Source organism: Flagellimonas oceanensis (genome assembly GCF_003992595.1).
GTDB lineage: Bacteria > Bacteroidota > Bacteroidia > Flavobacteriales > Flavobacteriaceae > Flagellimonas > Flagellimonas oceanensis.
Map to the genome: position 1 here is coordinate 111,898 of NZ_RZNA01000017.1, position 15,251 is coordinate 127,148.

The window sequence follows — 15,251 nt, forward strand, 5'->3', positions numbered from 1 at the left end:
TGTTTAATTGTGATTGTAAAGTTTAAATATAGATCATTTTGCTAATCAACCTGCACTGTGCCATCTGCAAGTGTAAAATTGAAGATTCCAGAGCTTAATTGATATACTCCCACCTCGATACCGTTGCGCATATCCGTTCCTTTGTAAATCACTCCCTTGGTGTTTTCAAAAGATTCGTTATCCACGACCATTGGCAAATAAAGTGTGGCATTGGTATTTGCAGGTACCGTTGCTTTGTAAGAGGTCATATTCCCCGATCCATCAGAGGTCCAACTACTCTTGATAACCCCATAATTGGATTCGTAACTACCGGAGAGGGATTCAAAATCACCTGCCACCTGAGGCTGCAGTACAAATTTTTTATATCCAGCTTGCCCAGATTCATGGTCGGTTGTAATCCCCAATTGGAACTCATACATCCACTGGCCAACGGCACCCAGTGCAAAGTGATTGAAGGAGTTCATTCGGTTTTCGTTGTTCTCCTTAAACGCCGCTTTAAATCCGTTCCAACGCTCCCAAATAGATGTCGCTCCTTTGGTAACGGGATACAACCATGACGTATAATCGGTACTTGAAAATAATTCAAAAGCTTCATCTACCTTGCCTCCCCTACTCAAAGCGGGCAAGATATTCGGTGTTCCCGAAAACCCGGTGGTAATGGTATAGGGCAAGAAATCTTCCGTGACCTGTTCGCTGTTCATTCCAAAGCCTCCTAAAGGGCCCTCTCTCATGGGGTATTCCACTCGAGAGCCATCTGCATTGGTATTACTGTTGGATGGCATCGCCACCAATTCTGCCAAATAGGCTTCAGCCTTCGGTTTATTCTCCTCGTTGAATACGTTAAAGTTCAAAGGGGTGGCGTAGGAAGTTTGGGAGTGCACAATAAAGCCTTCAAGATTCCTGGTCCTACCCGATGCTGAATCCACAAAAAATTGGTTCCACTCTTCCTTCGCCTTTTGATGTCTGTCCCTAAGTTCATTGGCATATGCAGTTTCGCCGATGGCATCGGCCATAATCGCAGTGACTTCCATCATATAAATATAAATGGCATTGTTCACCAGTTCAGGCGGTGTATTGTTGTCCATGGCCAACCAATCGGCAAGTCCGTCGGTTTTGGAGGATAAGTACGTATACTCTTCATTGAAATCGTAATGGTCCATCCCATCCAACCACAGGCGCATGGTCTCCATGTTTTCTTCAATGATTTTGGTATCCCCATATTGCACATACAACTGCCATGGCACCATACATACTGCCGCAGCCCAGGTTGTTCCATTGGCAAAGCTGGTATCATCGGTCATATTATAGGTCGGTACTGTGCTGCCGATTCCTCCTGGGGCCTCTGTTTCGCTGCCCACACCTTGATCATCGCGTAATGCGACCATCCATTGACGGAAAAAATTGTAGGTATCCGAATTATAGGTGCCTGTTCGTGTATAGGCTTGGGCATCTCCTGTCCATCCCATCCGCTCGTTACGCTGTGGACAATCGGTTGGCAGGGTAAAGAAATTCCCCAATTGACTACGCTGAATATTTTTGAAAAGTTGATTGGCCAGTTCCCCTGTCTCTCCATCCGAAGTGGTCGCAACATAAGTTCCACTTGGCAGTTCATCCGAAGATAAGGACAGCCCCACAACATTTTCGAGTGGTAGGGCTCCCGTATGATTGGGCAAGGTAATTTGAATATATTGATACCCTCGAAAGGTTGTTCTGGGTTGAATCACAGTTGGACCATCATCTTTGGCTATATAGAAATCCGTGGCCATGGCGGCCCTGTAATTCTCAGTAAGAATACGTCCTGCGACTCCCTTTCCGTTCTCATACCCATACATATCGATGTATTGAGGTTCATCGCCATCCAGACCTGGATAGACCTGCTCCGCGTATCTTAAAATAACGGTATCCCCTTTTTTGAGCCATTCTTCGGGCACAGTAATTGAAGGAACCCCTACCATATTGACGCCCATATTATAGGTGTAAGTGCTTTCATCATCACTGTGCACTTCCATGAGTTCGGTGGCTTGCAAGCGTTCCACTACGCGGACGGGACGATCGTAACGGGAAACGATTTCAAAATCAATCCATTCCCTGGGCTCGACCTCTTCAGCTTGGGCCCAACCTTCAGCTTCGTAGGCAATAGTAGTCCAACCATTAATATCGCCATCCACAATAATCTGTTCTTCCTTGAGTGCATTGTAGCGTTCTCCCTGGAAAAAACTGCCGTATTCCACAGGACCCTCGGTAAATATTTTCCATGAATCGGTATGGGTTACCACCGTTTGTTCGCTTCCATCTTCAAAGGTAATGACCAATTTGGCCAATAAAGCTTCGGTATCCCCAAAAAAGTTAAAGTTTGCAGGCGTATAGGTCATGTAGCCCGTATACCAACCCGGAAAAATCAGGGCCCCTATAGCATTCTCGCCTTGGCTGATTTTTTCCGTGACATCATAGGCATAGTAACCCAAGGTTTCACGAAATTGTGTGGCCCCTGGTGCAAACCAGTCCTCTCCTATCCGCTCCCCATTGATATAGACTTCATTGGACCCCATGGAAGTCACATATAGTTTTGCCTTCGCAATGGTTTTATCTTCCGTGCTGAATTCCGCACGCAGCATCGTTGCCGACCCATGGCTAGGGTCTGCATATTGAATCAAGGGTTGGTCTGTTTCATTATGCACTTCGATGTTGCCATCTTGATTGATGGACACACCTTCAAAATCTTCAAATATGGTATAAGTTGCTCCTCTATCCTTGCTAAAAACCGTATTGTTGTCGGGGTCGCTTTTCCCTGCATTCAGAATCTTGTAATCCCTGAAAACCATATGGCTGCCCGGTTCTGCACCAAAGCCAACGGAATTGATATGTGGATACGTCAAAAAGTTTCCTCCACCGCCACCTGTGACCGAAAACCCTACTTCCCTAAATTGAGGGGGTATGGGATTATTAGGGTCTTCGGGCTCCAAACGCAGCATTTTACCATTGATGTTAATAACAAGGTTACTGGCATTCACGCTGACACCCAGTGCATTCATTTCGTTCTTATTGCCCGGCGTGATCAATTCATTGATATTGGTCTGCGGATAATTTTCTTTGGAAATTACCATATATGGAACTGCTGCCGAGTCGTTCGGATCAAAACCAACCCGATATATGTTCAAGGCCGCCCCTTGAGCATCGCCGACACCGGAAATATCCAGTTCTAACCTAAGGTAGTTTTCCCCCTCGGCATTATTGATGTTCTGGAACTTATCGTTGAACCTATAGTCGTTGGCACCAATAATCAGTGATGCAGTGGTTCCTTCCAGAATCTGGACATCGGTTTTGATATCAAAAAGTAATGCCGATGCGGCATCCAAAGTCAAAGTATTCGTCCCTATGAATTGTGCACCATCCCATGCTGCCATGGTGGGATCCATCAAACCTGTTTCAAAGCTGGATGTTTGTGTATAGGTTTTCCCTTCCACATCCCAAACCGTCAAATTCCAAGTATATGCCGTTTCGGGTTCCAAAGCATCTCCTTCGTATGCGATATTATTCGAGATACCTCTTTCGACCTTTCCACTGTCCCAAATCTGACTCCCGTCCTCTTTGGTCACTTTTATTTGGTATGCCTGCTGTCCCTGTCCAATGACATCCGATGTCATTTGCCAACCGAAAAGAGGGTTTTCATCTTCCACGGCCAACGGTTTTTCTGCATAGGCCACCCTGAGGTTTTCGATTTGTGTAGTTGGGGAGCCACAGGAAATAACCATAAGAAGACTTCCCAACAAGAGGACAGCCATTGTTTTCGGAAATAGTTCCATTGTTTAGTTTTTAGATGTGCAATTTGCTATCTATCAGCCATCAAAGCCAAGAATTCCTTGTCATGTTGCGGTTTTACCTCGCAAGTAGTGTCGAAAAACATGGTTGCTGTATTCTCTGGGTTGTACTGAGGCCATTGTGGCAAGCTATCGTGATTGGGATTGCCCGTTTTGGCAAAATTGATCCAAGCACTGCTCATCTTATCGGCCAATACATGGGCCTCTTCCCCTCCTCCGGTCATTTGGCGAGCACGTTCTATGTTATCGAAAACAAAGGGAAGCTCCATACAGTGAAGTGCTTTGTACTTCCCATCAAAAACAGGGGACTGCCAGGTGAACATGAACATATAAACAGGTGCCCCGTTGGACAATTGCGACTTCTTGTTGGCTTGGAAAACGGCCCCTGGTCTAAAGGTGTTGTCGATATCCAAAAGATCAGATGGTCGGGTATCCTTTGGATAAGCTTTTTTCACAGCGGCTACGTAATCATCTGCCTTATCCTTATACGTTTCCTTGATATGTGCCATAACCTCTTTTTCGGATGCATTGAAAAAACGACCGTTCATAAATGGTGTAAATTCATTTTTGGTGGTGCCCAGCATCAAAGGGATGTCTTTGGAAAGTTCGAATGCTTCATCAGAAAATAAATCGTGGGGAAGCACATTGCCATCCCTACTTGGTCCCCAATTGAGATTCATTCCAACAGGAACAACTCCCGCTGCTTTCATTTGCTCGGCCACTATTGCCAAAGCGGCACTACCAGCTGCACTTAATTTGTCAAAAGGTATGGTTTGAAGACTGTCGACCTGATTTTCTGAAAGGTCAAGTTGGTTCAAGACCTCAGCTGCAATGGCCCTAGTGGTTTCTTTCATGGACAAGCTGCCCCTGAACGACCCGCTTTGATTGATGGCCTTATGAAACAATCCGTCCGCCCTTGGCATGGCCATTAAGGTGTTGACTTTGGCGCCTCCACCTGATTGACCAAAAATCGTCACATTGTTTGGGTCTCCTCCAAAGTTGGAAATATTGGTCTTTACCCAATCCAAAGCGGCAACAATGTCCAACATACTATTGTTTGGGGTATGCTTGTATTTATCACCATAGGCAGATAGGTCCAAAAAACCCAATATGTTCAATCGGTGGTTAATGGATACCACAACCACATCTCCCTTGCTACTCAAGTTCTCTCCGTGATATGATGGCAATTCTTGACTGGACCCGGCGGTAAAACCACCTCCGTGAATCCAGAAAAGGACCGGCCTTTTTTTGTTGTCGTCGATACTGGGCGTCCAAACATTCAGCCTAAGACAATCCTCACTGGTATACCCCCAATCATGATCAAAAACGAATTCGGATTCGTCTTGCACCTGTGTGGTCGGTGTCATCAAGGGGGCAACGGGCCCATACATGGTAGAGCTCCTTACACCTTCCCAAGGCTCAACTTTCTTTGCCGGCATAAAGCGGTCAGCTGTCGCATAGGGTATTCCCTTGTAGGTATAAATTCCGTTTTGGATAAACCCTCGGACTTTGCCTGATTCAGTATCTGTAACGGCAACATCGGCTCCTGTAACAACTTCAGTTTGTGCACTTAGAGTGCTTGTCCCAATGGCCATGAGGAACAGGAACAATATTTTTTTGAATTTCATATCAGTGTGTTTAGTTATTTTTTTTTCGCCAGAATTTAACTTATTTTTTCATGATTTTTAAATAATAGACCTGAAAACGCATCATATTTTACTCTGAGTATCCCAATCAATAATAAGACTAAACCTTCGGATAACTGTTCTTATCTGTTCTGCCAAAACCTTGTTGTCCTTATCCTTTTCTTTGAACCTGACCACATATTTCAAAAAAAAAGCTCCCAAGATGAATATCTCGGGAGCTTTGTAAATTAGGTTTAAGGGGGTAACTTAAGCTTTCCATTCGCCCTTAAAGGCAAAGTCCTTTTGCGGCATTCTTGTTCGTTCCGCTGTTTCGTTTTCCTGTAAATCTTCAGAAATATCTTCCATGTTCCCACCATAATAGCCCACGGCTATGGCTGTACTTATGTGATATCCTTTGGGGACGTTAAATACTTTTTGGGCTTTTTCCCAATCGATTCCGGCCATATGGTGCAGTGCAATGTCCAAATATTGGGCCTGGACGGTCATGTTGCCCAGACTCAACCCAAGGTCATGGAGTGCGTGGAAATTTTCCTTGCCCTCCTCGGTCTTTTCCTTGTATGCGGTCAAAATCAACAAAGGTGCGTTGACGGCCCATGATTTATTGAAATCGCTCAAGCAATCCACCATTTTATTATAAGCTTCCGTGCCTTTTTCCGCGTAGATAAACCGCCATGGCTGTCTATTGAATGAACTTGCGGCCCAACGGGTCGCTTCAAAAAGCTGCTTGAGGTGCCCTTGTTTTATTTTTTCTTCCTTGAATATTCTTGGACTATACCGTTGTTTGAGAAGGGCATAGATTTCATATTCAGTATCTGCGATATTTCTTAATCTGATTTGGTCTTCTTCTGTCGTTATAATCATAGTACTTTTACCTTTTTCAATAAAGGTAGTCATCAACACCCATGTCCCTTATCTCGAATCCTCAAGATATTGACTCGAATCATTTTTGAATTGCTTCTCTGCACTAATTGATGGACTTTTCCTGTTCCTCTTTTCCATATTCCCTTTTATAGATACGTACGATGACCAAAAACAAACTAATGAGCAAGGGACCGAACACCAGACCTATAAATCCAAATAAGGGGATACCCACCAAAACACCGATCAAGGTTACCAGCGGATGCACATCATCGAGCTTTTTGAGCACATATAAACGAATAAGGTTATCGGTGGACCCGACCACAATGGTTCCGTACAACAAAATTCCCCAAGCTTGAAAATTGTCCCCATTGGATAGGGACATTACAAATACGGGCAATGTACCCAACAAATTCCCAACGAATGGAATCATGGAACCAATGGTTACCATAATGGCCCAAAACAATGCATTGTCCACGCCAAATATCAAGAAACCAATCAAGGCCACAACTCCTTGTGCAAAAGCGACCAGAGGAATACCCAAGGTGTTTGCACGTACGATTTCGCGCACTTCATCTCCAATAATCTTTAGATTATGGTTGCCAATAGGTATGTACTCGTAAAGTGATTCGTATAACTTTTCGCGATTGGTCAGCATGTAATACAATAAAAAGTACATAATGGAAATGGCTATGACGGTATTAAAGGTCCCTCCTGCAAGGCCCTGCAAATTTGTGGTCAACCATTCCGTTACGGCAGAGGCATCCACCTGTGAAGTAATTTTGAAACCCACATAGTCTTCCAAGGTCTGTAGTTGGGATTTGATCATGGAGGTTATCTGCTCCGAATTATCAACGGCCTTGCTTATTTTCTTTCCCAGCATAAAAAACGCTCCAGCTATGGGAAGTAGGATGATGAAAAAGGAGATAAACATTAAAACAATGGCTGACAATGTTGGGTTACATCCCTTGTCAACCAACTTTTCCATCGGCTTTTTCAAAAGAACGAACAAGGTAATGGTACCCAGGATACCAGAAAAATAAGGGGCTATTTCCAGAAAAATGAGCCCTGCCATAAGAAGTATCAAGAGTAGAATGAAAATCTGCCGTACAATTTTAGGATGTATTCGTGTCATGTGTTATCTATCGATTAGGGAAATGGATGTCATTGATTCATATGGTTCTATGTACAGATGGGTTTCTTTCAGCTTGGTCAGAAGTGAAGTCCAATCGTACAACAATTACAATTTGTAAAAACAACAGGTTTATCCTTACTCCATTCAAGATTTTTATTGCCCTGAAAAATATTTTTGGAACGACCCGAATTATGCTTTTGCGTCAATAATAGGACCATTCAAGTCAAGCCTTTTAAGCATTATACCTTAGCTTGGATATATTATTAATCATAAAAAAATACAACCATGAATAGTGATCAATTGGAAGGTAAATGGAAACAAGTAAAAGGAAAGTTCAAACAAAAATATGGTGAGGTAACCGATGATGACCTTTCTTATTCCGAAGGTAAATTTGAAGAGATGCTAGGAAGAGTACAAGAGAAAACAGGAAAATCCAAAGAAACCTTGAAAGAGGAAATCGAGAATTTATAGTATCCCCTTTTATAAAACAAAAAAGTCCCCGAAGTTCGGGGACTTTTTTTATACTGTGCATATAAAATCGAACCGCTTAGGGGACCAAGGTATAGGTAAAAACAACATCACTACGGAAAGTTCTCCCATTCACATCGGTCACATTATAGTTTTGTGAAAAGCTGAATTCGGTTGCATCGCCATTGAATTCAATGGCAGTGGACTGAATGCTGCAAGAAGCAGTTAATTGCAAGTTTTGGGAAACGAGTTCCCATGTTCCCGTTGTTTCCACTTTATACTCACAGTCCTCAGCATATTGCCCCTGCTCGTAGACATAGGACCTGTTCTCTCCGAATGTGTACACAGCGTCTCTTTGACAATCTGAATATTGGCCAAATAGATCGGTAGAGGGGTTTTCGACATCATCATCCGTCAAATCCACCTCCTCTGTAGCAACTATCGAGGACAGTATCCATTCTCCCACCAATTGCTCCTCCACTGAGGTTAAGGCACCGGTAAAATCTTCGGGACACTCTATTCCATCATCAGAGTTACATGAGATAAGGGACACACATGCCAAAAACACCGTTCCAATACTTAAAAATCTACTTTTCATTTCCATCATTGAATTTAAAGGTTTGTTAAGTGATGGTTTAAACGGCAAATGGTTGTGTTTGAGATTTTAAAAATCCTCCATTTTCCCCAAGATTTTTCAATAGACCTCCAAATTGGAAATGACGGGACATCCCAAGGCCTCCTTTATCTCAACCTTTATTTTTGAAGTTTGGACACCATTGAGCGGTAGGATGCGCTTATACCCTATGGTTGTTTCACTGGCCACCTCTTCCCATTGGTCGTTCTTCCAAGCATATATATCAAAAGCAGCTACCCGCTGTCCAAGGGCAATGTGTTCCTGCAGCAATAGGTAATTCAGTTCGTGCACTTCTCCAAAATCGATTTCAACAGATGCACTGGTCACATCATCATCGGTTGCCCAATAAGTATTCTCATCGCCATCCGTTAAGTTTTCCGGAGAGAACCTTTTATCATTTCCCCTGAAAGTACTGGCATCCACCTTTGCCGATTTGGCCAGATTGTTCTCAAACACACTGTCCAAAATCTTTCTAAAACCTTGCAAAGCCTTCACATCGTTCTCATGGAACAATCCCCTTGTATCGGGAGGAATGTTGAGCAACCACGTAGACCCCCTTCCCACCGATGTCAAGTAACGCTGAAAAAGATTCTCCGGGGTCCTTACCAAAGAGTCTTCCGCCTTATGATAGAACCAACCCGGGCGGATGGACACATTGACCTCGGCGGGAATCCAATGCGTGCCACCGGGAGTACCGTGCTGCAATAAGTCCTCGATTCCGAACTTACCGGCATAAAGGGTATCTGGTGTAATGGTGTTCCAATGGGTCTTTCCCCCAATTCCCTTTTCATTGCCCACCCATCTTAAATCGGGGCCCGCATCACTGAAAAACAGTACTTGTGGCTGTATGGAGTCCACCATACCCAAGGTTGTTGGCCAATCGTAATAATTTTGCCTATCTATGGTCCTTTCCTCATTTGCACCTCCGTAGTAACCATCGCCTCCATTGGCTCCATCAAACCACATTTCGAACACTGGACCGTATTCAGTGAACAGTTCCTTCAATTGATTGCGATAATACTCCACGTAGGAAGGCTCTCCATAATCGGCGCGATTCCTGTCCCATGGCGACAAATAGACTCCAAATTTAAGTCCATGTTTGGCCGCCGATTCGGAAACCGATTTTACGATATCTCCTTTCCCTGATTCAAAAGGACTGTTTTTTATAGAGTGTTCGGTATATTCCGAAGGCCACAACGCAAAGCCATCATGATGCTTTGCGGTCAAAATGACCCCTTTGAAACCTGCCTCTTTTAAGGTTTGCATCCATTGATCGGCATCAAAGGCCGTGGGATTGAAAAGTTCAGGGGATTCATCCCCATATCCCCATTCCTTATCGGTAAACGTATTGATGGTAAAATGTATGAAGGCGTTCATTTCCATTTTGTACCAAGCCAATTGATCGTTGGAGGGCAGTGGGCCCAAAGGTTCCGGAGGCTTGACCTTGTTTTCCTTTTGACATGATACATGTATCAACAGAAATAGAACGGCCAATGGCCATATGCTTTTTTTCATTGTGCTTAAAATTTAGTGCTACTACTTGTTTTGATGGAACACTGCCGAAAATCAAGCATTTCGGACAACCAAAACTTACATGGCTTTAAAATACCCAAATCCAGTCAAATAATAGATATAATATGCAATTGTTTCCACCCTTTGCGAATTGATGCGCATGAATCAGCATTGATTTTATCGGCAAAGACAGGCGCGATTAATTGATCAAGGTATTATCGTATTCCCGGACATGTTCCTTTACACTTTTCTGGAACTCTTGTGGGGTCTGTCCCGAGTGTTGCTTAAAAAACCTACTGAAATAGGAACGGTCTTTAAACTCGAGATTAAAGCCTATTTCCTTTATAGTGTTTTCACTGTGGATAATCTGACGCTTTGCCTCCAACACAATACGGTCATGAATCAGCTGCATTGCCGTTTTGTTCAGTTTTTCCTTTAAGACCTGGTTGAGTCGTTTGGCGCTGATTCCCAAGTTTCCTGCATAAAATTCAGCCGTTCGTTCTTCAAGGTAGTTCATTTCCAACAGCAACATGAACTCATACACTCTTTTTTCATTGATGTCCTGCTTGGTAAAATGCTCTTCCTTGAGCTGTATCAACTTTAGCAAGAACACTTTCAACAAAGCTTTTAGCATGACCAGTTGCTCGCCTTCCCTTTCATATTCCTCCATCAACAAATCAAAAACAGAAGCAAGTCCATGTGATGCTTGCTCGTTAACCTGCAAACAGGAAAACTCTCCTTGAATGTTGAACATTCGGAAAACATCCAAAAGAAACTCTTTTAAATCCCCTTCGAGCAGTTCCCGTTTGAAGGAAATCAACACTCCTTTCTTTCCTGCCTTGTTCAGTTGATGGACCCGATAGGGAGGAATCAAGTATATCCAATCCCCTCGTAAGGTCTCAAAAGAATGTTGTGGTTCGTGCAGAGCTTCTTCATCCCTAAGCCATACGATCTCGAAGAACTCCTTTCGGGCAGGATCTTCAAGGTATGAGGATGGACAATTGGCCAGATCACGGATATATATAACCTTGTTGCTTAACATCATTGCTCCTTCCTATTTTAAATTACAAAAACAAGCTATTTCCATAATGTACCACAAAAGTGGCAAATACCACCATGACTACAATGGGTTTGGGCAAATTATACCACACAACTATCAGATTGTATACAAACCACTCCCCAAACGGCCTCTAATTTTGTCCCCTGACTATGAAAAAGAAGATTAGACTGAAAGCCTATGGATTATTTAGAAGTTTCGACCAAGGCAGGGGCAATACATGAAGCCCTGCAAATGATTCTCGAAGAGCACCAACAGGTTGCCCAACATCTTAATTACGATCAATTACCGGAAATCGTAAATGCCATTGATGCGGCCCAACATATATTTTTATTGGGCGCAGGCCGAACCGGTTTCATGATCAAAGCGGCCGCCATGCGCTTAATGCACCTTGGTTATTCCGTTTATGTCGTGGGCGAAACCATTGCTCCAGCCATTGGTAATGGGGACTTGCTCATTGCGGCATCGGGGTCGGGCACAACAGGAACTATTGTGAAAGCCGCACAGACCGCACAGGATAGCGGTGCACAAATCGCGTGCTTTACCACTGATCCAGATGCACAATTGGCAAAAATATCCAATTACACCATGATTATCCCTGCCGCTGGAAAACAGGATAAGAACAACACTGCATCCCAACAATATGCAGGTAGCCTGTTCGAACAATCCTTTTTATTGGTGTTTGACGCGATAATTCAGCATCTATGGAAACGTTCCGGTGTTTCCCACGATGAGCTTTGGAAACGCCATGCGAACATGGAGTAACTACAAAAGAAAAACAATTAGAATTTTAAATTTTATAGATTATGGCTAAACTACAAGTAGCAATCGATTTATTGACCACAGAAGACGCTATTGCCTTGGCAACCAAAGTAGCTCCTTATATTGATATCATTGAACTGGGAACCCCATTGATCAAGAGTGAAGGACTTAGTGTTATCACAGCAATGAAGGAGGCTTTTCCTGACAAAAAAGTTTTCGCTGATTTTAAAACGGCTGATGCCGGTGCTTTGGAAGCTGAAATGGCTTTTAAAGCAGGAGCAGACTACATTACCATTTTGGGGGCCGTTGATGATGCCACAATTATGGGGGCCGTGGCCAAGGCCAAAGAATACAACAGAGGTGTGGTTGTGGATACCATTGGTGTGGAAAACCGCGTTAAACGTGCCCAAGAAGTAACAAAATTAGGCGTAGAATTTGTGGAATTGCACGCTGGATTGGATGAACAGGCCAAACCTGGATATTCCATTCAAGTTTTGATCGATGAAGCAACAAGTGCCGGTGTACCTGTTTCCATTGCCGGAGGTGTCTCTCTTGATAGCATTGATGGTGTTAAAAACTCAGGAGCTGTTGTTGCTGTTGCCGGAGGGGCCATTTACGGAGCTGAAGACCCTGCGGAAGCTGCCAAGGCACTCAAAGCGGCTTTATCTGCGGAATAACATATCCATGAGAATAAACCCATTGCCAAAGGCCATACCTCTTCATTGGGTATGGTCTTTTATTTGTTCATACAACAGTGATTTTCATTCTTAAAAGGCATAAAATCAGTTGTGATATGTGATATCAAAAAAAAGCAGGCCCTTAAAGGATCTGCCACTAATTAACTAAACTAACTCAAATCAACTTTATGGTGCTCCATAAAGGTGGCTGGGTTATTCTTTGTGCATCAAGTGATAAGGTTTCCGTCCTCATCCCATTCGGCGATAACGCCACGCTTACTCTGGTCCACACACTTGGCGAGCCATTCCTCGTCGTAGGACACCCCGTGCTGTTCCAGTACATCGTCCGGTACTCCGTCCCATACATTGGGCTGGTTCCCCTTGTATCCGATCTCCTCTATCCCGATCTTGCTCGTGTAGAAGCCCGTCATGGTCAGGTTCCGCACCAAGGAGAAGAAGTTCACTTCAAAAGGGCGTTCACTGCCCGGTGTCTCCGGGTCGTAGTATGCGATCCCGTCCAGTATCCCCTTTTGTTGTTCCTCGCCCGCCTTCTTGAACTCCGTGCCGTACTCCGTGTTGCTCTTGTGGTCCAGCCACATGATCCCTCCGCGGATATCCGGCTGTAGCGTCTCCACGTCCTTGGACATGAACTCGATGAAGCCCACAACGTCCGCATCCGATGCCCCTTTGTATTCCTCTGAAGGGGGCAGGATAAGGTCGCACAGTATCGTCAGTGTCTCCACTTCGTGCGGGTTCAAGAACTGTTCGTCCTGTAGCTCGTCGATCAGTTCGATCTCCTGGGGCACCCGGCCCGGGTAGGTGATCTTCGGGGCCTCCGTCAGTTCCGTACCTTCCGTCGAAGGCTTGCAGCCATGTATGGCCAGTCCGCCCGCCACCGAGCCCAGTACTATCGACTTTAAACTCTTTCTTCTGTCCATCTCCTTAAATGTTTTGCTGTTTGAGTTGTTCCACGATATATTCCGAGGCCCTCATCGAGAGCGCCAATATGGTCCATGTACAGTTCTTGTCCGCCTGTGAGGTAAACGGCCCGGCATCCACGATGAACACATTGTCCACATCGTGCAATTGCTGGTACTTGTTCGTCACAGAGGTCTTCGGGTCGTCCCCCATTCTCGTGGTGCCCACCTCGTGGATGATGTTTCCAGGGTTGTGCAGTCCGTAGTTGGTGTCCTTGCCCGGCTTTTTGCCCAAGGGCTCACCGCCCATGTTGATCAATATTTCTTCAAAAGTATCCTGCATGTGCTTGGCCTGGTTGATCTCGAACTGGCTCCATTTGTAATGGAAACGCAATACGGGAATACCGAATTCATCCACCTTGGTCGGGTCTATCTCGCAATAATTGTCCCTTCTGGCAATGGATTCCCCACGGCCGGCCATCCCCACGACAGCTCCATAGTACTTCTTGGCATCGCTGCGCAGCATGTCACCGTAGCCGCCAACCTTGGTCCCGAAGAACTTGTTGAACTCGTTCACGTTGAAGCCGAAACCGTAACTCGGCATGCCCATGCCGCCCCACACCTCGATATGGTAGCCCCTTGGGAAGTCCAACTTTGAATTGTCGCCCCACCACGGTGAGTACACGTGCATTCCCCCTACCCCATCCTCGTTGTAGGAGACCTTTCGGTTCATCAGCCCAGGGACAAAGGCCGCTCTATCGGCCCCCGTGGAATCGTGCAGGTACCTGCCCACCACATCGCTGCTGTTCCCAAGTCCGTTCGGGTGCTGCTTGCTTTTCGAGTTCAAAAGGATACGGGCCGAGCTACAGGCCGAGGCACCGAGCACCACCACTTTCCCTTTCAGTTTATATTCTTTTCTGTCTTCTTTGTTGATATAGGACACCCCCGTGGCCCTGCCCTCCTGATCGGTGGTCACTTCGCGGACCATGCAGTTCACGAAGAGGTCGATCTGTCCCCCGTTCTTCTGTGCCGGGAAGATCAGACAGGTCCCCGCCGAGAAATCGGCGTACACCTGACAGGCGCGGTTACATTGCCCGCAGTAGAAACAAACCCCACGGTCGTTGTTGATCTTCTTGGTCAACATCGACAGACGCGATGGGTACACCGGGACATTGCTCTTCCGGGCCCCCTTGATGTAGAAGAGTTCGTGCAAACGTGGTTTTGGCGGTGGCAGAAAGAAACCGTCGGGATCGTTGGGCAGCCCCTCATTGGTGCCGAACACCCCGATCATCTTGTCCACCTTGTCGTAATAGGGCTTTACATCGTCATAGCTTATCGGCCAGTTGTCCCCGTGGCCGTCCTCGTCCTTGTGCTTGAAGTCCTTCGGGCCGAAGCGCAGGGAGATCCTCCCCCAGTGGTTCGTGCGTCCCCCCAGCATCCGAGAGCGGAACCATTCAAATTGCGTCCCGTCCTTTTGGGTGTAGGGCTCCCCCTCGATGTCCCAGCCACCGTAGGCGGCATCGAAATCGCCAAAAGGGCGGAAACGGGTGCTCTTGCCCCTTCTTGGACTTTCATAGGGCCACTTCAACTGGGTCTGGTGCTCCGGTTTGGCCGGATCGAAAAATGGGCCCGCCTCGACGACCGCGACCTTCAGGCCCGCCTCCGAGAGCACCTTGGCCGACATCCCGCCACCAGCTCCCGATCCCACGATGATCGCATCGTAGACCGTGCCGTTCTCTATTATCTGCATTGTCTGTGTTTGGTTTA

The 15,251-nt window shown here is 45.5% G+C and carries 12 protein-coding genes; 3 read left to right on the forward strand and 9 right to left on the reverse strand.

What is annotated here, in order from left to right; genetic code table 11:
• Nucleotides 1–41 precede the first annotated feature (41 nt).
• The 4 genes from EO132_RS05235 to EO132_RS05250 form a co-directional block, all read right to left on the reverse strand.
• Nucleotides 42–3,803 carry a family 78 glycoside hydrolase catalytic domain gene (locus EO132_RS05235; RefSeq protein ID WP_127136917.1) on the reverse strand — a complete coding sequence of 1,254 codons (3,762 nt, stop codon included), beginning with the start codon at nucleotides 3,801–3,803 and terminating at the stop codon, nucleotides 42–44.
• A 26-nt stretch (nucleotides 3,804–3,829) separates the two neighbouring features.
• Complete coding sequence (locus tag EO132_RS05240) at nucleotides 3,830–5,446, reverse strand: carboxylesterase/lipase family protein (RefSeq protein ID WP_127136918.1); 1,617 nt, start codon at nucleotides 5,444–5,446, stop codon at nucleotides 3,830–3,832.
• A gap of 264 nt (nucleotides 5,447–5,710) precedes the next feature.
• Nucleotides 5,711–6,325, reverse strand: a complete 615-nt coding sequence (locus EO132_RS05245) for a nitroreductase family protein (protein ID WP_127136919.1) — start codon at nucleotides 6,323–6,325, stop codon at nucleotides 5,711–5,713.
• 103 nt (nucleotides 6,326–6,428) lie between these two features.
• Nucleotides 6,429–7,457 (reverse strand): AI-2E family transporter, encoded by a 1,029-nt coding sequence (locus EO132_RS05250; protein WP_127136920.1) that lies wholly within the window; start codon nucleotides 7,455–7,457, stop codon nucleotides 6,429–6,431.
• Between the two features lie 285 nt (nucleotides 7,458–7,742).
• On the opposite strand from EO132_RS05250, the gene EO132_RS05255 reads away from it, so the two are divergent.
• Nucleotides 7,743–7,928 carry a CsbD family protein gene (locus EO132_RS05255; RefSeq protein ID WP_127136921.1) on the forward strand — a complete coding sequence of 62 codons (186 nt, stop codon included), beginning with the start codon at nucleotides 7,743–7,745 and terminating at the stop codon, nucleotides 7,926–7,928.
• A gap of 76 nt (nucleotides 7,929–8,004) precedes the next feature.
• Here the strand turns inward: EO132_RS05255 and EO132_RS05260 are convergent, their stop codons facing one another.
• The 3 genes from EO132_RS05260 to EO132_RS05270 form a co-directional block, all read right to left on the reverse strand.
• Complete coding sequence (locus tag EO132_RS05260; RefSeq protein ID WP_127136922.1) at nucleotides 8,005–8,523, reverse strand: DUF5004 domain-containing protein; 519 nt, start codon at nucleotides 8,521–8,523, stop codon at nucleotides 8,005–8,007.
• Nucleotides 8,524–8,619: 96 nt separating this feature from the next.
• The gene (locus EO132_RS05265; RefSeq protein WP_127136923.1) at nucleotides 8,620–10,074 is read right to left on the reverse strand and encodes an alpha-L-fucosidase; all 1,455 of its coding nucleotides are present in this window, start codon (nucleotides 10,072–10,074) and stop codon (nucleotides 8,620–8,622) included.
• Nucleotides 10,075–10,270: 196 nt separating this feature from the next.
• Nucleotides 10,271–11,116 carry a helix-turn-helix domain-containing protein gene (locus tag EO132_RS05270; protein WP_235856385.1) on the reverse strand — a complete coding sequence of 282 codons (846 nt, stop codon included), beginning with the start codon at nucleotides 11,114–11,116 and terminating at the stop codon, nucleotides 10,271–10,273.
• A 192-nt stretch (nucleotides 11,117–11,308) separates the two neighbouring features.
• Between EO132_RS05270 and hxlB the strand changes: the two genes are divergently transcribed.
• Together hxlB and hxlA are read left to right on the forward strand one after the other, a co-directional pair.
• Entirely contained in the window at nucleotides 11,309–11,893 is a 585-nt protein-coding gene (gene hxlB / locus EO132_RS05275; RefSeq protein WP_127136924.1) for a 6-phospho-3-hexuloisomerase, read from the forward strand.
• A 41-nt stretch (nucleotides 11,894–11,934) separates the two neighbouring features.
• Nucleotides 11,935–12,567 carry a 3-hexulose-6-phosphate synthase gene (hxlA, locus tag EO132_RS05280; protein ID WP_127136925.1) on the forward strand — a complete coding sequence of 211 codons (633 nt, stop codon included), beginning with the start codon at nucleotides 11,935–11,937 and terminating at the stop codon, nucleotides 12,565–12,567.
• 227 nt (nucleotides 12,568–12,794) lie between these two features.
• Here hxlA and EO132_RS05285 read toward each other — a convergent pair whose 3' ends face one another.
• Nucleotides 12,795–13,505 (reverse strand): gluconate 2-dehydrogenase subunit 3 family protein, encoded by a 711-nt coding sequence (locus tag EO132_RS05285; RefSeq protein ID WP_127136926.1) that lies wholly within the window; start codon nucleotides 13,503–13,505, stop codon nucleotides 12,795–12,797.
• A gap of 4 nt (nucleotides 13,506–13,509) precedes the next feature.
• A complete protein-coding gene (locus EO132_RS05290) occupies nucleotides 13,510–15,234 on the reverse strand; it encodes a GMC oxidoreductase (protein ID WP_127136694.1) in 1,725 nt (574 codons plus the stop codon).
• Nucleotides 15,235–15,251 lie beyond the last annotated feature (17 nt).